General features: G+C 45.5%; 21 protein-coding genes and 1 other annotated feature. Of the genes, 3 read left to right on the forward strand and 18 right to left on the reverse strand.

Going from position 1 to position 20,127, the window contains the following annotated elements:
* Positions 1 to 78: 78 nt before the first annotated feature.
* The 8 genes from rpsA to BM358_RS07295 all read right to left on the reverse strand — a co-directional run bounded on the left by rpsA (position 79) and on the right by BM358_RS07295 (position 7,298).
* Complete coding sequence (gene rpsA, locus BM358_RS07260) at positions 79 to 1,305, reverse strand: 30S ribosomal protein S1 (protein ID WP_013371699.1); 1,227 nt, start codon at positions 1,303 to 1,305, stop codon at positions 79 to 81.
* 120 nt (positions 1,306 to 1,425) lie between these two features.
* Positions 1,426 to 2,019 carry a lysophospholipid acyltransferase family protein gene (locus BM358_RS07265; protein ID WP_013310746.1) on the reverse strand — a complete coding sequence of 198 codons (594 nt, stop codon included), beginning with the start codon at positions 2,017 to 2,019 and terminating at the stop codon, positions 1,426 to 1,428.
* Positions 2,016 to 2,723: a (d)CMP kinase gene (gene cmk / locus BM358_RS07270; RefSeq protein ID WP_023989187.1), complete on the reverse strand. Its 708-nt coding sequence runs from the start codon at positions 2,721 to 2,723 to the stop codon at positions 2,016 to 2,018. Before cmk ends, BM358_RS07265 begins: the two co-directional genes overlap by 4 nt.
* Positions 2,724 to 2,851: 128 nt before the next feature.
* Positions 2,852 to 3,511, reverse strand: coding sequence for a flagellar brake protein (locus tag BM358_RS07275; RefSeq protein WP_023989188.1), 660 nt, complete (start codon positions 3,509 to 3,511; stop codon positions 2,852 to 2,854).
* A gap of 165 nt (positions 3,512 to 3,676) precedes the next feature.
* Positions 3,677 to 5,062, reverse strand: a complete 1,386-nt coding sequence (gene ypeB, locus BM358_RS07280) for a germination protein YpeB (protein ID WP_028540628.1) — start codon at positions 5,060 to 5,062, stop codon at positions 3,677 to 3,679.
* 264 nt (positions 5,063 to 5,326) lie between these two features.
* The gene (prsW, locus tag BM358_RS07285) at positions 5,327 to 6,022 is read right to left on the reverse strand and encodes a glutamic-type intramembrane protease PrsW (protein WP_028540627.1); all 696 of its coding nucleotides are present in this window, start codon (positions 6,020 to 6,022) and stop codon (positions 5,327 to 5,329) included.
* A gap of 86 nt (positions 6,023 to 6,108) precedes the next feature.
* Positions 6,109 to 6,723, reverse strand: a complete 615-nt coding sequence (locus BM358_RS07290; RefSeq protein WP_013310751.1) for a genetic competence negative regulator — start codon at positions 6,721 to 6,723, stop codon at positions 6,109 to 6,111.
* 197 nt (positions 6,724 to 6,920) lie between these two features.
* Positions 6,921 to 7,298, reverse strand: a complete 378-nt coding sequence (locus tag BM358_RS07295; RefSeq protein ID WP_028540626.1) for a hypothetical protein — start codon at positions 7,296 to 7,298, stop codon at positions 6,921 to 6,923.
* 94 nt (positions 7,299 to 7,392) lie between these two features.
* Between BM358_RS07295 and BM358_RS07300 the strand changes: the two genes are divergently transcribed.
* Complete coding sequence (locus BM358_RS07300; protein ID WP_028540625.1) at positions 7,393 to 8,325, forward strand: polysaccharide deacetylase family protein; 933 nt, start codon at positions 7,393 to 7,395, stop codon at positions 8,323 to 8,325.
* A gap of 140 nt (positions 8,326 to 8,465) precedes the next feature.
* Here BM358_RS07300 and BM358_RS07305 read toward each other — a convergent pair whose 3' ends face one another.
* Together BM358_RS07305 and BM358_RS07310 are read right to left on the reverse strand one after the other, a co-directional pair.
* Positions 8,466 to 8,807 (reverse strand): hypothetical protein, encoded by a 342-nt coding sequence (locus BM358_RS07305; protein ID WP_028540624.1) that lies wholly within the window; start codon positions 8,805 to 8,807, stop codon positions 8,466 to 8,468.
* On the reverse strand, positions 8,804 to 9,391 hold the full coding sequence (locus BM358_RS07310) for a type II CAAX endopeptidase family protein (protein ID WP_025723057.1): 588 nt from the start codon (positions 9,389 to 9,391) through the stop codon (positions 8,804 to 8,806). Before BM358_RS07310 ends, BM358_RS07305 begins: the two co-directional genes overlap by 4 nt.
* A 185-nt stretch (positions 9,392 to 9,576) precedes the next feature.
* Positions 9,577 to 9,826 (forward strand) — a binding site (T-box leader).
* Between the two features lie 261 nt (positions 9,827 to 10,087).
* Here BM358_RS07310 and serA point away from each other — a divergent pair.
* On the forward strand, positions 10,088 to 11,680 hold the full coding sequence (gene serA / locus BM358_RS07315) for a phosphoglycerate dehydrogenase (RefSeq protein ID WP_028540623.1): 1,593 nt from the start codon (positions 10,088 to 10,090) through the stop codon (positions 11,678 to 11,680).
* A 215-nt stretch (positions 11,681 to 11,895) separates the two neighbouring features.
* On the opposite strand, the gene BM358_RS07320 is transcribed toward serA, so the two are convergent.
* From BM358_RS07320 to BM358_RS07345, 6 genes are all read right to left on the reverse strand, one after another.
* Positions 11,896 to 13,338 carry an ATP-binding protein gene (locus BM358_RS07320; protein ID WP_023989196.1) on the reverse strand — a complete coding sequence of 481 codons (1,443 nt, stop codon included), beginning with the start codon at positions 13,336 to 13,338 and terminating at the stop codon, positions 11,896 to 11,898.
* 1 nt (position 13,339) lies between these two features.
* The gene (locus BM358_RS07325) at positions 13,340 to 14,056 is read right to left on the reverse strand and encodes a response regulator transcription factor (RefSeq protein ID WP_013310758.1); all 717 of its coding nucleotides are present in this window, start codon (positions 14,054 to 14,056) and stop codon (positions 13,340 to 13,342) included.
* Positions 14,057 to 14,165: 109 nt separating this feature from the next.
* Complete coding sequence (locus tag BM358_RS07330) at positions 14,166 to 14,924, reverse strand: pseudouridine synthase (protein ID WP_013310759.1); 759 nt, start codon at positions 14,922 to 14,924, stop codon at positions 14,166 to 14,168.
* Positions 14,925 to 15,002: 78 nt separating this feature from the next.
* Entirely contained in the window at positions 15,003 to 15,533 is a 531-nt protein-coding gene (locus BM358_RS07335; protein ID WP_023989198.1) for a spore maturation protein, read from the reverse strand.
* Between the two features lie 7 nt (positions 15,534 to 15,540).
* On the reverse strand, positions 15,541 to 16,284 hold the full coding sequence (locus BM358_RS07340) for a nucleoside recognition domain-containing protein (RefSeq protein ID WP_023989199.1): 744 nt from the start codon (positions 16,282 to 16,284) through the stop codon (positions 15,541 to 15,543).
* Positions 16,285 to 16,341: 57 nt separating this feature from the next.
* Complete coding sequence (locus BM358_RS07345) at positions 16,342 to 17,604, reverse strand: D-alanyl-D-alanine carboxypeptidase family protein (protein ID WP_028540622.1); 1,263 nt, start codon at positions 17,602 to 17,604, stop codon at positions 16,342 to 16,344.
* A 208-nt stretch (positions 17,605 to 17,812) separates the two neighbouring features.
* On the opposite strand from BM358_RS07345, the gene BM358_RS07350 reads away from it, so the two are divergent.
* Positions 17,813 to 18,535, forward strand: coding sequence for a protein-glutamine gamma-glutamyltransferase (locus BM358_RS07350; RefSeq protein ID WP_023989201.1), 723 nt, complete (start codon positions 17,813 to 17,815; stop codon positions 18,533 to 18,535).
* Between the two features lie 91 nt (positions 18,536 to 18,626).
* Here BM358_RS07350 and ytfJ read toward each other — a convergent pair whose 3' ends face one another.
* Both ytfJ and BM358_RS07360 read right to left on the reverse strand, forming a co-directional pair.
* A complete protein-coding gene (gene ytfJ / locus BM358_RS07355) occupies positions 18,627 to 19,118 on the reverse strand; it encodes a GerW family sporulation protein (RefSeq protein ID WP_023989202.1) in 492 nt (163 codons plus the stop codon).
* A 129-nt stretch (positions 19,119 to 19,247) separates the two neighbouring features.
* Positions 19,248 to 19,961, reverse strand: a complete 714-nt coding sequence (locus BM358_RS07360; RefSeq protein ID WP_028540621.1) for a DUF2953 domain-containing protein — start codon at positions 19,959 to 19,961, stop codon at positions 19,248 to 19,250.
* Between the last annotated feature and the right edge of the window lie 166 nt (positions 19,962 to 20,127).

Genomic DNA, 20,127 nt, shown 5'->3' on the forward strand with positions numbered 1-20,127 from the left:
ACGTAACAACAATCGGCGAACCCTCTGGGTCCGCCGATGGTGTACGTTATGCTTATTATAAAATGTATTGATTTAAACTCATTTAAATTTGTTCAGCTTATCGCCAAAACGCTCGCCGAGCGTAATGCTCAGACCGGAATTATTGAGGGAAACGTTAGGATTATTCAGTTCCTCACGAGGTGCACGAGATGCACGTGGTGCTCTTTCTGCTTTAGGAGCAGCTTCAGGAGCTTCCTCAGTTTCTTTAATGCTCAGGCTAACACGTTTTTCGGAAGGATTCATTTCAAGAATTTTAACTTTCACTTCTTGTCCTTCTTCCAGAACTTCTTGTGGAGTTCCAATGTGTTTGTGGGAAATTTGGGAAATATGAACCAAACCTTCCACGCCAGGAGCGATTTCAACGAATGCGCCGAAGTTAACCAGACGTTTTACAACACCTGTTACGATGTCATTGTTGTTGAATTGTCCAGCAGCCGATTCCCAAGGACCAGGCTGTGCAGCTTTCATGCTCAGGCTGATTTTTCCTTTTTCAGGATCTACTTTCAAGACTTTCACTTTCACTTGATCTCCTTCAGAAACTGCATCAGAAGGCTTATCGACATGAGTCCAAGCAATTTCAGATACGTGAACCAGACCGTCCACGCCGCCAACATCTACGAAAGCACCGAACTGTGTAAGACGTTGAACCGTACCTACGATTTCTTGACCTTCTTTCAGCTCAGCCATTACTTTAAGCTTGTTGGCTTCGAATTCTGCTTCCAGAACGTCTTTTTGAGAAAGGATCACTTTGTTATTTTCACGATCCAGTTCTTTTACAACAACACGCAATGTGCGGCCTTTGTAATCACTGAAATCTTCAACGAAATGACGTTCTACCATGGATGCAGGGATGAATCCGCGCAGACCTACGTCTACCACGATGCCACCTTTAACGACATCATTTACAACGACTTCAAATACTTCTTTGCTTTCGAACAGTTGCTCCAACTTTTCCCAAGCATTTTCACTGTCGATTGCACGTTTGGACAGAACAAGTTTTTCTTTGCCATCGTCGATGCTGATAATTCTAGCTTCAACCTCTTGGCCTACTTGTACTGCTTCTTCTGCGTTGTCCAGACCAGAAGACAACTCGCGAATTGGAATAACTCCATCGTATTTATATCCAATGCTTACTACCGCTTGGTTATCTTCCAATTTCACGATTGTACCCTTAACGGTGTCACCTTTTTTCAGGGAGACGATTTGATCGAGCTCGTCTTGATTTGCCGCTTCAGCAGCTTCTTGATTTTTAATTTCTTCCGACATGTCAATACCCTCCTCAATTCAAAAAAAACCATTTATTTAAACCTGCGCATGGCAGAGTTCAAAACATAAATAAACTTTTGTTCTAGTTTTCCGAGCTTAGACACAATTCATGCAAGCCTTTCAGTTATTCGTAGGCTTACCCGTTTCCTTCATCGTGCGAATACGAGACATAATTGCTTCTGTTGCCAGTTCAAGCGGATCTCCTTCGATATCGGCACCCTTTTGGTAAGCGTCCAAATTGACAGGTTTACCGTATAACACTTTCGTTTTACGGAAAAGCTTGTAATCACCAATGATGGCGACCGGAACGGCAGCCGCTCCACTGCGTAGCGCAAAGCTTGCAGCACCCTTTTTACCGATTCCCCCAGCTCCTCTGGAGCCTTCGGGAAAGATCCCCATAACCTTACCGTCACGCAAAATGTTCAATGCCAGCTTAATGGATTCCTTACTTACACCACCGCGTTTGACTGGAAAAGCTCCCAGTTTCCCAATTAGCGGACCTAGTACAGGAACATTAAACAGCTCGGCTTTTGCCATAAAGTGAACCTTTCGCTTCAACAAAATACCGACTGTAGGAGGGTCAAGATTACTAATATGATTAGAACACAACAGTACTCCGCCCTCGGCAGGAACATTTTCCCTGCCTACCGCCTCAAGTCTAAACAGAACGCGGTAAATGAGACGCAAAATACTGGCGCATACAGTATATATCATTGGCTGATCTCTCCATCCTTCTCCGTTAAGCAATAAGATACGATCGTATCAACGACATCCTGAATGCCCATATGGGTCGTATCGAGCACGATGGCGTCCTCACTGCAACGAAGCGGGGATACCTCCCTCTCCTCGTCAAGCTTGTCACGTGCCGCAATGTCACGTTCTAGCTGCTCCAGAGTGATATCATCAGTTTCGCTCAGTTCTTTAAAACGGCGAGAGGCACGTTCCTGAACACTTGCGGTCATGAACACCTTGACTTCCGCATCGGGAAGTACAGTTGTTCCAATATCGCGACCATCCATAACGACACCCTTGCGTGCAGCCATTTCACGCTGGTTTTCAGTCAAACGTGTACGTAAACCAGCAATACTTGAATACTGTGACACGTTGCTAGTCACTTCCATCGAACGGATCACAGTGGTTACATCTTCCCCGTTACAATAAACCTTTTGGCCTGTGGGGTCCGGTACTAATTCAATCACCAGCTCAGGTACATGCTGAAGCACTTTTTGTACATTTTCTGCAGGAATTTCCTTACACATCATGTACCACGTTGCTGCTCGGTACATGGCGCCGGTATCTACATATACATAAGAAAGTGCTTTCGCCACCAGGCGGGCCACTGTACTTTTCCCTGCACCAGCAGGTCCATCAATGGCTACATTTATTTTGTTACTTGAAGATACATGTTGCCTTGCCAACAGGGAATTCCTCCTAACCTAACCTCAAGAAAAAAGCAGGCATTGCCTGCGACGTGAAAATTATACCACACATTTATAGGCGATGCAAAATAAGCGACAGGTTACTAAAAAAGAAAAATTTCGGATGATTAAGATTTTTCCCGGAATTCCAGCTGCCGTTCAAAACAATATTTAATCAGTTTTTGGCGCTCCTGATCAGCAATTTTCTCATATTTCAGCATAATGAGTCTGCGGCCGTTTTCCATCTGCTGAATACGTACAATTTCAGATTGGAACGGAACATGCTCTTGAGTTCCGTTTTTATAAGGGACCAAAATCCAGCAAGATAATGATTCTCCTTCTTCAAGATGATGAGCTCCCTGGGTCTGAAAAGAAACGCCTCCGCCTCCCACATCATGCGTCTCTGCTACAAATCTGGACTCGTTCTCACCATGCTTTACCGCAATTTCCAAGTTGGCCTTAACCCGAAGAAAGTTTCGGCGCTGAATTTTGCTGATGCTGTCTGGAGCAGGTTTGTGGATGCGAACCATCCGGAGGATATCCTCTTTAAAACCCGTAACGTGGGTATTGAAATAATTTTTAATGCCTCCCTCGCTCATAAAAAATATAGACAGCTCTTCCCCTAGAAACAATTTTTTCAAGTGTCCACTTGTTTGTGACATAGGAATTTCAATTAGAAAGTTCTGTGACTCCTCTTCCGCAATACGAGACTTAAATTCAAAAATCTCGTCCTTATGGTCAGTACCAGCCACTTGTATGTATAACACATCATTAATTTTGGGAAACAAATGATCCACCATCCTTGTCCATTAAAAGCTCTAATTAAGGTATATAATACCACGACTTTATGCCTATATTAAGCATTATATTTGTTCGAGCTATGACTAAAGCACAAAAAACCTCCTTCATGAAGGAGGTTTAGAGTGACTATTGATTCATTTTCATGTAATCAACTACGCATTACTTGCAGTAACCTGAGGTTCATCTGAATCTTTAACCTCTTCAATCGTTTCTTCCATCCCCGTATTGGCGTTAATGTATATCCGGTAAACGGAACCATTGATTTTACCACCAAATTCATAACACAGAACTTCATTCGAAAGTTCATTTTCAATTAAGGCTTTACGGTGGTAAGTTTCACGAAACTCAGGATTCAATTTTGCTCGTGCTGCATTCAAATTCAATTTCGCTTGCGGAATGTGGCGGAGATGACTATGCTCATACACATAATCACTGGATTGAAAACCGATCACTTGTCCGTTATCAAGGCCTGATCTGACTGTGATTTTTTCTGGATAGATAATCACGTCCCCTTGTTGGCTCGCAAATGTAATGTTAGCTAAATTCCCGCTTTCATCATATGCAACTGGCTTCATTCCTTTGTAACCTTTTTGTTCAAGGTATTCACTAGCATAGCGAATCGCTTCATTACGTGTTGCTTTTTTAGGACCTACTGCCCTCATGTCATGATAAGAAATAAGCTTGCCGCCTTTTTTCGTGAAATCCATACTGGCCACGGGTTGCTTCTTATTTAGCAGGGTAGCTGTATAAGATGCCCATTCCGTTCCTTTACCGTTTTCTTGTACACGAATCTGGCTTTCTGGTTTTCCTGTAAATTCAGCGGCATTTCGTTTGATTTGTTCTGCATTCACTGCCGGGAGACTCAATTTTTTCACAGAGCGTTTATCATAGATGCTGGCTACAGACGGTCCCCAATCCAGCTCCTTGTAGCCCTCCACCTTTTTGTCCACCGTCTTGAAGCCATCAACAATGGTGTTATCCTTTGGACCCGTTTGGGAGCCTGGGGCAGCTTCCACATCCGTCCATCGCAAGTTTTTGCTAAGAACTTTTTGCCGGACTTCATGCATATTTTTCGAAATTTCTCTGGAATTTTTATATAACGTTTTTAGATTGGATATTTCTTTCTCATTCAAAGGCTCGTGATCCAGATCACGTACGGCAGTCTGATACGAAAATGTAGATACATGTGACAGCAAATCCTTGGCATGGTTAAACGGCATTACATTGAGAGGCAACTGATTGACCTCATTTTGGGCCTCACTTGTAATTCTCCACACGTTCATCAAACACTTGCGATGCATCGCGTGTGAAGTATTATGGACAGCAACCGCATTACCAAGTTGGGAATGCAATTGATCCATATGAAACGACAAATCATGAAACGCACGCTGATATTGATTTTCCGCTTTAATCGACATGCTTTTTGCCTGAAGAGACACCTCTTTTCTCATCTGGCTTTCCCGATAACCCCACACAAATGCTCCTATCATGAGCAGGGCAACAATCGGGAACAATACCGAACTAAGTCGCTTATACATATTGGGAGTCTCCTTTCTTCAATTACACTACCGATAGTGTGACAAGAAGAAAGCTCTCTTATGCATGGTTTTCCATGACTTCAACAATAAACTCACAGTTATCGCAAATGCAGCGTTTAAAGCCGGTCTGAATCTGTCCTTGCTCTATACGTCCTCTCAGCACAAAACGTTCCCCGCATCTTTTACAATGAATTCTTACTTTTATACGCAAAAAAAAGACACCTCTTTCTCTAACAGGTTGTCAGATCAGTGTGTCCCATTTCGTTACATATTAACCTTTTCTTCCCGTTTTAACAAACGAAAAGGAGAGCGGTTATTAGCTCGACTGATCTTCGCCATTCCTCCATACCATAGAAATGCCATAAGTGGAATGATAAACCAGATCCAGTCATGCGAAAATTTCGTTAAAATCAAATCGTATGCTCCGTGCCAGAACCATGGAAGCACCAATGACAGCAGCAACATGTATTTGCTCCTCAAGCCCTCTGAAAACTTAGCCTTCCCCATGTAGTAGCCCATCATTACGCCAAACATCGCATGACCGGATACAGGTAGCAATGATCTCATCAGCATCATGCTAACCGAAGCATGGCCCGCCCAGGCATATAACAGATTTTCAACCGTTGCAAATCCGAGTGAGACTGCGGCCGCATACAAAATACCATCATAAGGCTCGTCGAACTCGGTATGATTATAGATGATGTGATACAACAGAAACCATTTAAAAAACTCTTCCACCCCTGCTGAAATACCGAACACCTGGATTAACGTGTGATCCCCTAGCCAAAGCAGCAGCCCGCGTTGAAAAATCATGACAGGAAGAACCACCAAAAAGCCGAGCAAAAACACTTTAATAACCATGTGCAGTGGCTCCGAATCATACCTGTCCTTCAAGTAAAAATACATCAATAAGGCGAGACCCGGCGCTGTGGCTGCCGCTAAAACCGAAAACAGAAGCACCGATCATCCCTCCATAAAAATGAGTCGGCCCTGCTTTCAGCGCAGAGCCGACAAATTCACTTCGATATCACTTTCAATAAAACAAATCAAGAACGGCTGTCAAAATGAGTGCAGATGACAGCAACTGCCTGTTCAGGAATGACCAGCTTACCATACTCTTCCAACATAGCTGGTGTAACGGATGAGCCTTCTCCAAATTCAGCAAGAACCGCGATTAAAGCCGCAAGCTTGGACTCCTCTACTTCTTCTGGTTCCAAATGCAGAATCCATTTTCCTCTATAATGATACAGCTTACCTGCTTCCGTAGTGTTGCTACGAAGCATATGAGCCGCTTCTATGAGTACTTCGAAATCGCTAAACGCGTAAACGATGGAATCGCTATGCTCCAGCGTGACTTCCATTTCGTAGACTTCTTCTGGAAGCTCCTCATCGGGACCCGAACCATACTGTTGATGGTCATATTTTCCCCGGGTGACGATAACAACCATTCCTTGAGCAGGAAGCGCAAAGACTTCGACAGCTAACGGTCCCGTGGCGTCGAAGCCCAGTTCACTGTATGCCTGATCCATCATTTCGGTAAACAGCTCATGAACTCTTGGAATTTCTTGCCACATATCGTCTTTTTGAATACCGCGTTCGCTCAAATCGTCAAAGGTAAGGAAAATCCGTATCTTGTCCTGACTTAATCTTTCTATTTTCATACTGGACCCTCCTCCTGGCAGCCGAGTGTTATTAACAGATTATGATGCAATTATGATGCCTGTGATGAAAATGGTTCTATGTAATCATGTTATCATTTTATAATCGTAAATGCACGCAATAAAAAGATAAAAAAAAGAATCATTTGAACGGCTTTTACAAAAAAGCCGCAAAATGATTCGGAATAAAGGTTTCTGGGTTACAATCCCGGTACGGCTGTATGAGTTTCTTTCAAAATTTGCTCGACCTCACGTTTAACATCGGGACTTGTGCTGATGAAGTCTTTAATCAACTTCATATTCTCTTCTTTGTTCTTGGCAGTATGGGCGTTATGAGCGGTTTTATCTGTTTGTAAATGATGGTCTTGATCCTTATGGGTGTCTACTTTATTGAGCGTTATCTCGCCCATTCCGGGGAATGCCGCGTCCATCATTTTAGTACGGGCTTTCTGCACTAAATTGCCGCCTTTTTTTCCACCCATGTCCATAGATAAGCCCAACATGTTGCGGTTGCGGGAGATCAAAGAGCTTGCGACAGCGCCCAAGACGATTCCCAGGAAAAATGAAGATGTTTTCACAATTAGAACCTCCCTTTGTGGTAGAATCAAGCATAGTGTTCGTCAGTAGTGACAAACTCATACGGTATAAAATTCAGGAAGGTGAGATGAAATAATGGGTACAAAAACAGCAGCCATTTTGTTCACCGCATGTCTGCTGCTTAGTGCTTGCACTGCAACCAAGCCGGAATCTGCGGCAACAAGCAACCAGCAGGATTCGGTAGCGTCTGACTCAAGTGACAGCGCCAAAGATCAGAGCAGCGTCTCTTCCCCAAAAAGTAGCAGTAAGCAAGCAAGCAGTGATGATCATAACTCAGCTGGTAAAACCAATGCACAAAATGATAAAACCAGCGAAAGCAACGAAACAGGAGCTGCGACATCTGCAACATCTGCAACTACCAATAACAAAATGTATCACTTGGATAAAGCCTACAATGTAATCCCTAACCAACAAGGTACCGAAAAAAAAGTCGTGTTACTGACCTTTGATGATGGTCCCAAGGAAGCAGCCATGATTAACAAAATCATAGATGTACTGGACAAACACAAAGCGAAAGCGATTTTCTTCGTAAACGGTTACCGTGTAAAAGAGCATCCTGAGTTACTCAAGCTTATCCATGACCGTGGGCAGCCCATCGGCAACCATAGCTGGGATCACATCGTGCTGAAGAATAAATCTGAGTCCGAGGTCAAAAAACAGATTGAAACGGTACAAAAAGCTGTTAAGGACATTACAGGACAAGCCCCAGTATTCTTCCGTCCCCCTCATGGTGCAGGCGGAGACGTAGGTCGCAAGGTCGCTAAGGAAAACGGTCTCCTATACATGACATGGTCCGTCGGTTCTCTGGACTGGACAATGAAAAAGAATCAGCCTAATAAAACGGAGGCACTCCTCAAAAACGTAACAGAACAACTTCATCCAGGCAGCAATATTTTGATGCATGAACTGCCATGGACAGCTGAGGCGCTGGACAGTATATTGACGCGTCTTGAGCAAAAGGGTTACCAATTTGTCGATCCGCAAGGCATTGAGGTTCCTGCCAGCTAATAGACACTTGCGTATACTCCGGATTAACTATAGATGATGCAATAAAGGCCTCCATTCTCCGCTATTCATGCGGAGATGGAGGCCTTTACCGTATCATTACGCGCCTTGACCTAAGCACAGACGTCCATAATAACTTTATATTACCAAAGCATTTCACTGATGGGTGGTGCACCCTTGATGCCCCACCACAGTAACGCTGCAGTAATCAGCACAAAAAGAGTGCTCAAAAAATTTAAAAACCACTTACTTACCCGAATACGGCGGGACGGAAACATTTCCGCCCGCGTTCGATACTCACTGGCAGGAATGTCATTCTCCATCGTCACAGCAACTTCTGGTGCAGCGGCAACGTGAGCCAATTCTGGCACGGGCCGTGAAGCACGGGAGCGAACTGGTTTAGATTTTGACCTGTCCTCCTCCTTGCCTTTGCGACCATTTCGACGGCTACCATAGGTCTGCACTCTGCTAAGTTCCTGATTCATTCTTCATACCTCCGAAAACGTAACGCTAAACCAGATATAAGGTCAATCACAAAATGACAAATGATCGGTGCCCACAGACTACCGGTCTGCACATATATGTAGCCCAATCCATAACTGCTAAGAAAAACCCAGCCAGTGGGAATCCAATGCCGTAAATATCGGATATGAATCACCGCAAACAAAATGCTTGTCCAATAAGGACCAAAGCTGTACTGAATCGCACCTCTGAACAAGAGTTCCTCACAGATGGAGACGATAGCTGCTATACAAATAATATGCCAAACCGGACGATTTTGAAACAGCATTTGGTTAATACCACCGTCATCCATAGCATCCTCAGGCATAATCCGGGATAGCAACAGATCCACAAGTAACATAGCGGCGGCCAAGCCCAATCCCCACCATAAGACGTGCAGAGTGTTCGGCAATGCAAATAGTTCTAACACATTTCTTTTCTGAAAAATAATCCAGATTGCGCCAATCAGCAGGGTCAGACCCTGAGTTAGATACAAATTGTAAAGCAGCAAGCGGTCATTCAATTCGTGAATTTGCGCTCTTTTCCATTTCACTTTAAGCTTTTTCATAGTTAGTTAGTCCTCTGCATAGTCTTCTTTAGCATCATAGCCAAAAAGTCGGACGGATTCAAGAAGACTTAAATCTTAATTTTCCGCATTCTGTAGCTATATATCTAGCCGGCTATCCACACATGTCGCATGTCCTATTGACATGCCCATGTAAGCCATGATACATTATGAAAAAATTATTAGCGACAACAACAATGATGGAGAAAAGGTATTGATTTCGTCCTCAGAGAACCGGTGCTTGGGTGGAAGCCGGTGACGAAGTAACTACTTTCAGCGCTCCTGAGTTATTGCACCGAGGTCTGGGGAATATTTCCCGGCATTAGATGCAATCGGCAGAAAACCGTTATCCTTTCGGTCATTTTATGACCGCTGAAGGCAGTCCATTGCGAAATGGCTGCGAATTAGGGTGGTACCACGATAACTCTCGTCCCTTACTATGGAGATAGTATGTGATTCGGGAGTTTTTTTGATGCCCGAAAACCGCAAAGTGTCTCCGCATAAGACTTTTGGTCGTTAGTTTGGTGCATAATGCTATTCCATCCCTTTTCTGCGTCAATGCGTTATCACACTAGTATTTCACACCGCTCTCCTGTACTTTTAGAAGCATTTCAAGTTTTTTCATGTTCTTTATGGAATGTATTTCAGTTTGAAGTACATCCTGTCCATAAAAGAAGTTAACTTTGAGGAGGAAACCAAATGTTTAAAGTGTTAGTATCCGATCCGATCAGTGACCTGGGCATCCAGCAACTGATGGATGCAGACGATGTCACAGTGGACAAGAACACAGGTCTCAGCGAGGATGAATTGGTTCAAATTATTGGTGACTATGACGCGTTACTCGTTCGAAGCCAGACTCGGGTAACCGAACGCATCATGACGGCAGGTAAGAACCTCAAGGTTGTAGGGCGAGCTGGGGTCGGAGTGGACAACATCGACCTTGAAGCAGCAACACAGCGCGGGATTATCGTTATTAACGCTCCTGACGGCAACACGATTACGACATGTGAGCACACTTTTGCGATGATGATGGCTCTAGCACGTCATATTCCACAGGCGTATGCCAAAACCATTGGCGGTACATGGGATCGTAAAACATTCCTCGGTGTCGAACTGCGTAACAAAACACTTGGAGTCCTCGGCATGGGACGTATCGGCAGTGAGGTGGCTAAACGTGCCAAAGCATTTGGCATGAGCATCCTCGGCTATGATCCATTTCTAACGGAAGAACGCGCTGAGAAGCTGGGCATTAAGCTGGCGAGCGTGGACGAAATTATCCGCAACGCAGATTTTATGACCGTACACACACCATTAACACCAGAAACGAAACATATGATTGCTCGTCCACAGTTTGAAGTGATGAAAAAAGGAATGCGCATCATCAACTGTGCCCGGGGCGGAGTTATCGATGAAATGGCTCTTGTTGAAGCCATTGATGAAGGTATCGTTGCCGGTGCAGCCTTTGACGTATTCGAATCAGAGCCGCCAGCACAGGATCACCCATTCCTGAGTCATCCGAAAATTATCGTCACACCACATCTGGGTGCCTCAACTGTCGAAGCTCAGGAGAATGTAGCTATCGATGTGTCCGAGCAAGTGCTGCATATTTTGCGTGATGAGCCTTTTAAAAATGCGGTCAACATGCCTCCAGTACCATCCAACGTCATGACGCAATTGCAGCCATATTTCTCGCTTGGAGAGAAGCTGGGCAGCTTTGCCGCTCAGATCACGAATCAGGCTGTACGTGAAATTCAGGTAGATTACGCTGGTGATTTGTCCTCTGTGGATACACAGCCGCTGACACGTTATATTTTGAAAGGTGTACTTAGCCGTCATCTGGGCAGCGATGTGAACATTGTAAACTCTGTACATCTGGCCAAAACACGTGACATCCATCTTGTCGTGTCTCAGGCGCCCGCCACCAAGGGATTTACCAACCTGATTACCGTTACACTCAAAACCCAGAGCGGCGAAGAGCAACGTGTATCTGGCACCCTGCTGGCAGGCTATGGCGAACGTATTGTTCGGTTGAACCAGTTCCCAGTAGATGTGGCACCGGAAGCTCATTTCCTGCTCATCTCCCACAATGATAAACCAGGCATTATCGGTCGTGTCGGCACCTTGCTTGGGGAGAACGGCGTCAATATCGCTTCCATGCAAGTAGGGCGTAAAATTGTCGGCGGAGAAGCCATCATGATCTTGACCGTCGATAAAGCCGTGCCTAAAGATGTGCTGGTTCAACTCGTTGGTTTGCCAGAACTAAATACTGCCCAAGAAGTAGTGCTAGATTAGTTCCAGACAGTATTGAGAAGTCCAAGGTTTATAATAAAGAGAGGCGCCTGGCTACCCAGGCGTCTTTTTCTTATACCGTTATCTATCATGAGAGCAATTATCTTGAAACAGGATGTTCCACGTTGAACAAGATAAATGTTGATTTTTCAACAAAAAGCACCCTCTTCCGAGGATGCCTGCAAACCGGGGTATATCAGTTGGGGCTTATAAGCCTGTTACAGACCCAGCTTTGTTTTGTTGGAGATCGGCAGCAAAATAGTAAATTCCGTCCCTTCCCCCAATGCGCTGGCAGCAGAGACAGAGCCTCCGTGAGCCTCTACAATATTCTTGACAATAGCAAGCCCCAAACCAGTCCCTTTATCCTCACCACGTACTCTGGCCTTATCTGCCTTGTAGAAGCGGTCGAAAATATAAGGTAGATCCTCGCTGGCAATGCCTACACCTTCATCCTTAATCCGAATACGGATTAACTCGTGCCGTTCTCCCAAAATTCGATCCGCCGCAATAGTAACCTTTTTCCCGCCGGGTGTATGTCTGAATGCATTATCCAGCAAATTGGTCAATACCTGCTCCAGTCGGTCTTCATCTGCCTCAGGCAGCAGCAAACGTTGGCCTTGCTCATGGTAATCGAGTGTCAGTCCCTGTTCCTTCGAACGTACCGTAAATTTACGATGAACACGCTCGATCAGCTCATTCACATCCACTTCCTGTCGGTGCATGTCTGTATGACCAGCCTCCATTCGGGCCAGATCAAGCAGATCTTTGACTAATCTTCCCATGCGTAATGATTCATCATGGATGACCTGTACCAGCTCCTCGGATTCTTCAGGTGAACCCGCCATACCATCCAGCAACGCCTCGCTGTAGCCCTGCATCATAGATAAAGGTGTACGGATTTCATGAGAGACGTTGGCCACAAAATCACTCCGCATCTTCTCAAGCTTCACTTCTTCCGTAATATCTCTAAGCACAGCTACTGCACCGCGGATTGCATTATCCGTATACAGAGGCGCCATCTGCACCGACCAGGAGCCCTTCTTGACATGGATATAGTCTCCGACATCCTCTCCCCTGTCCATAACGGTATGGAACAGAGACTGCAAAGGCTCAGGTACAGAAGCTCCAAACTCCTCCAGATCACGCTCCTGCCACTCCAGCTTTTTCCAGATATCCAACAGACTTTGTGCCGGCGGATTCGTCAAGATGATTTGTCCGCTTCTGTCGAAGGTGATTACTGCATCAGACATGCTTCGCAGTACACTGGATAAATGGTTTTTTTCCTCATTCAGACTGCGGATCGTTGCTTCCAGTTCCGTAGACATATGATTAAAAGTTTTCGCCAGTTCTCCAATTTCATCACTGGTCACCAGCGAAAGCCGAGTATCATACCTTCCCTCACGAATCGCATTCGCCGCCTGAATCAACAGCTGCATAGGCTGTGTGATTTTAGTAAAAAGGAATAGGGCAAAAAAGGTCGTCAATAAAAATCCGACAATGCATGTATAGGTGAACAAATGCTTGATTTCCGTCGATTCATACGCCGCAAAATTTCTGTTGATGTACGGCAATAAAAAAAGCCCTAGAAAAATAAGCACAGAGCCTACAAGACAAATGATGGTGATCCACAGCTTGCCCACCAGCGATCTCCAGAAGTTCACGTTATTTTGGAACCTCCAGCTTATAACCTACGCCCCACACGGTCGTAATCATAGCCGCTGCCTCTGGCGATACCTTATTCAGCTTTTCACGAAGCCGTTTCACATGCGTATCCACAGTGCGCAGATCACCAAAAAATTCGTAATTCCAAACGTCTTTCAGCAGTTCTTCGCGCGAGAAGACTTTATCTGGTGACACCGCCAAATAATGCAACAGCTCGTACTCTTTAGGCGTGAGACTGATTTCAATCCCGCCCGCAGTTACCCGGTGCGCATCATGCTCAATGATAAGATTCGGAAAAACAATACTATTGCTTGGTACCGCCTCTTTCGTTAAAAAGGCAGTTTCCGACGAACGGCGTAAAATCGCCTTCACCCGGTAAATGACTTCTCGCGGGCTAAAGGGCTTAACCACATAATCATCGGCCCCGACTTCAAAGCCTTGTACACGGTTCACTTCCTCACCTTTGGCAGTCAGCATAATCACAGGTGTAGCTTTGGTCTGACGCAGCCGTGTACATACCTCAATTCCATCCATCCCCGGAAGCATTACATCGAGCAAAATAATGCTGTAATCGCTTGCAGTCGCTTTTTGGAGGGCAATCTCACCATCCTCAGCTTCGTCAATTACATATCCTTCTTTTTCCAGATACATCCGCAGAAGGCGGCGAATGCGTTCTTCATCGTCTACAATTAATATGCGGTTGCTTTGTTCTGACATATTCCCAGCCCCTTCGCTAAAAAAAGCATTCTCTCTATTTTACTATTTTCCTGTGCTTGGTCAAACTTTACTCTCATCCAACAGTCTCTTTACACCAAAAAGGCCGGGGTTATGACCCCCGTCCTGTCCGTTTCTTTTTCGTGTTGTCTGATTTGGCAAGTTGAATGAGACGGTTGATTTCGTCCTTAGTTAGGGGTCTGGTCAGACCGCGCTTCAAGTTTTGTAGCAAAAGATCTCCGAAGGCAATCCGCTTGAGTCTGATGACTGGGTGTGAAATGGCCTCAAACATCCGTCTTACCTGGCGATTTCTGCCTTCATAAATGGTAATCTGGATCACAGACTCCTTACCATTCGGATCTACATCTTTATATTCTACCTCGGCTGGTGCAGTAATGCCATCTTCCAGCACGATTCCTTTTTTCAGCTTGTCCAGCTCAGTACCATGCGGAACGCCTTTGACTGTTGCCACATATGTCTTGGGCACATGATGCTTGGGATGGGTGAGCAGATTGGCGAACTCGCCATCATTGGTAAGCAACAGCAGTCCTTCGGTGTCGTAATCGAGACGTCCTACCGGATATACGCGTTCCTTAACGCCTTTCAGATAGTCTGACACAATTTTACGGCCTTCCGGATCGGAAGCACTCGTAATAACTCCTTTAGGTTTGTTCATCATCAGATAGATTTTTTTCTCGGTTTTGATCGGGCGTCCCTTTACCGTAATCATATCTTGATCAGGGTCTGCCTTCGTTCCCAGTTCAGTTACGATAACCCCGTTCACTTCCACGCTACCCGCCTGAATAAGCTCCTCACATTTACGTCTGGAAGCTACACCAGCTTGGGCCAATATTTTCTGCAATCTTTCCATGTTCGCTAATTCACCTCATGCTAATGATACCCATCCATGAGCAAAATCACAACCCCCGTTCAAAAAACGATACAAAAATTAAAATATAAGCAGGCAAATCGCAATGGCTGCCACAAAACCAACCACATCTGAAAATAGTCCTACCTTCAAAGCATACCGTCCATTGCGGATACCTACCGCACCAAAATATACAGTTAGCACATACAGCGTCGTGTCTGTGCTGCCCTGAATCGTTGAAGCGATCCGACCGATCATGGAATCCGGGCCATAGGTGCGAATTAGATCCGTCGTAAACGCAAGTGAGCCGGTGCCCGTCAATGGACGAAGCAAGCCTAAAGGCAGTACCTCGCCCGGTACACCCCAGTGTTTAATCCATGGCGTTACCCAGGAGATCAAATAGTCCAGGGCGCCGGATGCTCGAAAAATGCTAATCGCCACCATCATGCCTACGAGATGAGGAATAATGCTGATGGCGGTAGAAAAGCCGTCTTTAGCTCCATCCACAAAAGAATCGTAGACAGGCACCTTTTTGGCATATGCATATAAAGGAATAAAAGCGAGAATAACCGGGATAGCCCAAGTTGATACGAGGTTAATAAAATAAAGCATGCCTCCCTCATCCTTTCCAAGTGGTGTCCCTGCCCTTGGCAGCCTTGATTCCCGTTCGCGGAACGGCAGGTGAAGATACGGACGACGTTGTTGAAGAGGCAGCAGATGTTGATGCTGGTGAGGTGAGTGGCGCCAAGGATGTCTGGGACGGCGGAATCGCTGGAGGACGGCGGCGCAATTCTCGACTACGGTACCAACGGTCCGCCGCAATTGCGGCAAAGGTGGCTATTGCGGTCGCTACCAGTGTTGTACCAACGATTTCTGCCGGATGTGCGGAATGAAAATTAAGCCGTATCGCGATCAACGTCGTAGGAATAAGCGTAATACTGGCTGTATTCAGGGCGAGCAGCGTACACATGGCTGGTGTGGCGGTTTGCTTATCTGGATTGAGCGTCTGCAACTCTTGCATCGCCTTGATTCCCATCGGTGTGGCTGCATTCCCCAGACCCAGCAGATTGGCGCTCATATTGGACAAAATGTAACCCATAGCGGGATGATTACGCGGAACATCAGGGAAGAGAAAGGCAACCAAAGGAGAAAGCAGCTTGGATATTTTCTGTAAGAGCCCGCCATCTTCAGCCAGCCTCATCATGCCCATCCAAAACACCAGCACACTTATCAGTCCAAAGCACACTGTAACCCCCGTAGTTGCCCCGTCAAAAGCCGCTTTCGTCACCACCTCAATATTTCCCTGCGCGGCAGCAAATACAAATCCAATACAAATCAAAGCCACCCATATGAGATGAATCATGGCTGATTCCTCCTTTACCCAATGATGTGACACGTGCAGCTCTATTTCCTGCTTGCCCTAGGCTCCAAACAAATTTTTAAGAATTTCGTTCCATCTGCTCGTCCAACCTCGTTGCTGAGTATTGTTCGCAGGATCTTGTGCAGTTGGAGCCTCCTGCTGTGGCCGTACGGTACTTTGAGCAGGCAGCTTACTCCCTTTTTCATACACAGGAACGGAACCAATAAGTTCACCATCCAATAGGAATTCGACCCGTCCTCGTAAGCCAAAAGATATGTCCGCTCTGTCTACAGAGGCGGAATTTTTATACAACACTAGTCTTTTGTGCAACTGGGTTTTCTCACTATCATGTAAAGGATATGCAAAGCTTGTACCTGTTAATAGTGGGTAACCATCGATAGGTTGCTGCTTGTCCGTAATCGGAATGAGCGGATAATATCGAAATCCGTAATCAAGCATACGGGCATGATCGTTCCAATCGTCCCCGTCATTCAAGGTAACAGCAGCGAGCTGGCGACCGTCCCGTGTGGCCGAACTGACCAGACAGCGAAACGCTTTTTTGGTAAAGCCTGTTTTCACCCCGTCAGCTCCCTCATACAGCCGCAGCATTTTGTTTTTGTTGTGCCATGAGTAGTCCCAAGAATCGTTGGGATTCGGTGCTTTTTTCAGTTCTGTTTTTACGATACGGGCAAAAGTTGGATTATGCAGCGCATAAGCAGTAAGCCGGGCCATATCATTGGCTGAGGAATAATGTCCCTCGGCATCCAGCCCGTGCGGATTAGCAAAATGTGTATGGCTTAGCCCAAGCTGAACCGCCTTGTCATTCATCAAATGGACAAATCCCTCTTCTGTCCCCCCCACATGCTCAGCAATGGCAGAAGCGGCATCATTACCAGAACGGAGCATTAAGCCGTACAACATATTTTCCAGCGACATTTGTTCACCCATTTGCAGAAAAAGCGAGGACCCTTCTTTGGCATACGCCGTTGGACTCACCTTCACCCGGTCCTGCAAGCGTCCATGTTCAATGGCCACGATCGCTGTCATAATTTTGGTCAGGCTGGCAATACGTAGCTCCCGGTCACCCTCGGTAGAATAAATGATTCTTCCTGATGTGACATCAATTAAAGAAGCAGCCTGTGCATGGGTTCCTAATGCGGGCGGTGCTGCTTCTGTTTTTATCGCTCCCCGAACGGGCTGCGGACTTAGCAACGTAAGCGGCAATGACAAAATAAGCAGAAGTACCAGCGGCAAAACAAATGCGCGTGCCTTATTCAAGAAATGGCTGTGGTCCGCGTGGATGTGTTGCTTTTTTTTAAACATTTGGATTCCTCCGGTTTTGAGCAAGTCTTGTACCATTCTATGTCCAAGCTGTTCAAAGTATGTCCACCTTTATAACAGAAAATTCCTTTACAGGACAGCCATTAGCTGCTCCTTTTTCGCTTTCTTTCTACACAAACTAAGCAACATCCCTCCCTGAATACATATATATTAGTTACTAAACGTTAAATATGGATCGAGGGGTTATAACATGCAGCGACTACAGTTTGAAATGATTTTAAGATCGCGGATTGTAGAGTCCGCAGAAGCATTACACCGTAGTGGTGTATCCTTTGCCACGTTTTCTACCGCACGTTGCAACCAGCAATTTTGGGATTTAACGGAAAAAGGTGGCTTTCAGATCAAAGCAGGTGTCACACCGGCACAGGGGATCAGAGATATCTTTTTAAACGGACATCAATACGCTTTTGAATGTGCAACAGCTATGGTTATTGTGCTGTACAAAGGAGTGCTGGATTCCATTTTGGAAAGTGAGTTTAATCGGATTTTTGCAGATATGCTGCTGTATGACTGGCACTATGACAGCGACCTCAGGCTCATACAGCAGGAAGGAAGTCATAAAGCGGCTCCTGGCGATATTCTGTATTTCAACAATCCGGATGTGTCGTCTGAAACATTGGAATGGAAAGGAGAAAATGTCGTTAAGCTGAAGGAAGACTTGTTTTATGGACATGGGATTGGCATCTTGCCGGCGAAGGGTATTATCGATTCCCTGAATCAACATCGTCGACCGGAAGCCACGGTATCTGCTTATTTGACGGATGAAGTGATCTATCCGGACTTCATCTACCTATCCCAGTTTGCTGCCGAAGGAAATCGAAAAAATGAAATCTCGCTGCATACTTTGTATCAACAGGAATACAGTCACCATATACATACTGTCATTGGGAGAAGGCAGTATATTCGGGGATAGGGCCAAGTACAAGCAGAAAAGAAGGTATTCCTTAGCCTATACTCGGCTTTGGGATACCTTCCTGAGAGAACGCTTTTAATTTCAATAACTTTTACAAGTAAGCCGGGCCAGAATTACTGTGATCCGTAGCAACATCTACAGGTACCTGTGGGGGTGGAGTCTGCAAGTTGCCGCCTGCGTTCTGGAAGATAGACTGAACCTTATCAATCAGGTATGGCGTGGAGTCAATGAGCTTCTCAATCAGATGCGTTTGATTGTCCAATGGAACGATTTGTGCCCCCTGTTTGCCAACAACCAGAAAAGCAATGGGATGAATAGATACACCACCACCGCTACCGCCTCCAAAAGGATGCCCTTCCTTCCCGCTATGATTACCCGACGCCGAGGAAGTATGAAGTGCCTCTTCGTCTACGTTAAAATCACTTCCTCCGGCAGCGAAACCAAATCCTACCTTACTGATTGGCAAAATAACGGAACCATCGGGTGTTTCCACTGCGTCTCCTACAATCGTATTCACATCTACCATGGCTTTGATGTTTTCCATTGCGGTTTGCATGAGCCCTTGAATCGGGTGATCTGACATGATTTATTCCTCCTCTGCTTATCTCAAGCGTAGACTGCCTTTTCTTTCGCTATTGTGCGCAGGGGTTCAAGGAAATATGTATGTCATTCGATAGTTCAGAAAGGATTGAGTTTCACCTCTCTCCACAGTTTATCTTTCACTGTTAGCTTGAACATCCTCGGTTTTTTTGGAAAAAACCCGTTTCCACGCCTCCGGTCCACCCGGAACGCGCCATATGCGGTAAGCTAACATGAGCATAGAGAAAATCAAATAACCAAGCGACATATTTGCTTCACAGGTCAAGGTGGTAGTAAAACGCAAGCGATCCACCCAATAGGGCACGACAAACAGCTTCGGGATACAGTCCACACGTACAAAGCTGGTAGCAAAACCGATCAAGGTCGTTTTCAATCCCCATAAAATACCGGTTGAGGTAGCTGTATAAGCCGCATCAGCAAGACTTATATTGGTAGACCATTCCATTTTGGACAACGTCACATGCGCCAAGGTATGTCGCAACCATCGATGTAAGGATTTCGTTCCCTTGAGCAAAACCCGGATATCATGTATAAATTGCTTGATTTTTTCTGTATCAATATTTCCGCTATCTACGGAAGCATCCGTTTTATGTATGTTTTTATTGCGGTCAAGCCGATAGAGAAGCCCTTTTTTTAAACCTGTTACGAGAATGGCCGGAATATCGTAATTCATTTTAATCATCCCGTATAGAAATCTGATCTCTAGATGCGCCCGATCATCATTGTCATGTTTGGCAATATCCAGCTTCAATCGAATACGAGAGAGCAGAATAGCCAGCACAAGTAATATAACGACGATGATGGCGATACTGATCCATTTCCACACTGGCGAGTCCTCCCTACCTTTTTGCTATAGATATCATGGCAAAAATAGTATGACCGTTCGCCGGAAAATCATGCATCTTAAAATACCAACAGCCAGCCCCCAACTACGTGAGGACTGGCTGTCTGTTTGAGCTTTACATAAGTGAGCCGCAAGATCCGGAGCAACT

The sequence above is a fragment of the Paenibacillus sp. cl130 genome, from assembly GCF_900116035.1.
In the GTDB taxonomy this organism is placed as follows: Bacteria; Bacillota; Bacilli; order Paenibacillales; family Paenibacillaceae; genus Paenibacillus; species Paenibacillus polymyxa_B.

Excerpts from the sequence above, each read along its gene's own strand:
- BM358_RS07325 (WP_013310758.1), bottom strand. The coding sequence starts at position 14,056 with ATGTCAGAACAAAGCAACCGCATATTAATTGTAGACGATGAAGAACGC.
- BM358_RS07340 (WP_023989199.1), bottom strand. The coding sequence starts at position 16,284 with ATGATTCATCTCATATGGGTGGCTTTGATTTGTATTGGATTTGTATTT.
- BM358_RS07345 (WP_028540622.1), bottom strand. The coding sequence starts at position 17,604 with ATGTTTAAAAAAAAGCAACACATCCACGCGGACCACAGCCATTTCTTG.
- BM358_RS07330 (WP_013310759.1), bottom strand. The coding sequence starts at position 14,924 with ATGGAAAGATTGCAGAAAATATTGGCCCAAGCTGGTGTAGCTTCCAGA.
- ypeB (WP_028540628.1), bottom strand. The coding sequence starts at position 5,062 with ATGTATAAGCGACTTAGTTCGGTATTGTTCCCGATTGTTGCCCTGCTC.
- BM358_RS07310 (WP_025723057.1), bottom strand. The coding sequence starts at position 9,391 with ATGAAAAAGCTTAAAGTGAAATGGAAAAGAGCGCAAATTCACGAATTG.
- BM358_RS07290 (WP_013310751.1), bottom strand. The coding sequence starts at position 6,723 with ATGAAAATAGAAAGATTAAGTCAGGACAAGATACGGATTTTCCTTACC.
- BM358_RS07350 (WP_023989201.1), top strand. The coding sequence starts at position 17,813 with ATGCAGCGACTACAGTTTGAAATGATTTTAAGATCGCGGATTGTAGAG.
- rpsA (WP_013371699.1), bottom strand. The coding sequence starts at position 1,305 with ATGTCGGAAGAAATTAAAAATCAAGAAGCTGCTGAAGCGGCAAATCAA.
- BM358_RS07305 (WP_028540624.1), bottom strand. The coding sequence starts at position 8,807 with ATGAATCAGGAACTTAGCAGAGTGCAGACCTATGGTAGCCGTCGAAAT.
- ytfJ (WP_023989202.1), bottom strand. The coding sequence starts at position 19,118 with ATGTCAGATCACCCGATTCAAGGGCTCATGCAAACCGCAATGGAAAAC.
- serA (WP_028540623.1), top strand. The coding sequence starts at position 10,088 with ATGTTTAAAGTGTTAGTATCCGATCCGATCAGTGACCTGGGCATCCAG.
- BM358_RS07265 (WP_013310746.1), bottom strand. The coding sequence starts at position 2,019 with ATGATATATACTGTATGCGCCAGTATTTTGCGTCTCATTTACCGCGTT.
- BM358_RS07300 (WP_028540625.1), top strand. The coding sequence starts at position 7,393 with ATGGGTACAAAAACAGCAGCCATTTTGTTCACCGCATGTCTGCTGCTT.
- BM358_RS07335 (WP_023989198.1), bottom strand. The coding sequence starts at position 15,533 with ATGCTTTATTTTATTAACCTCGTATCAACTTGGGCTATCCCGGTTATT.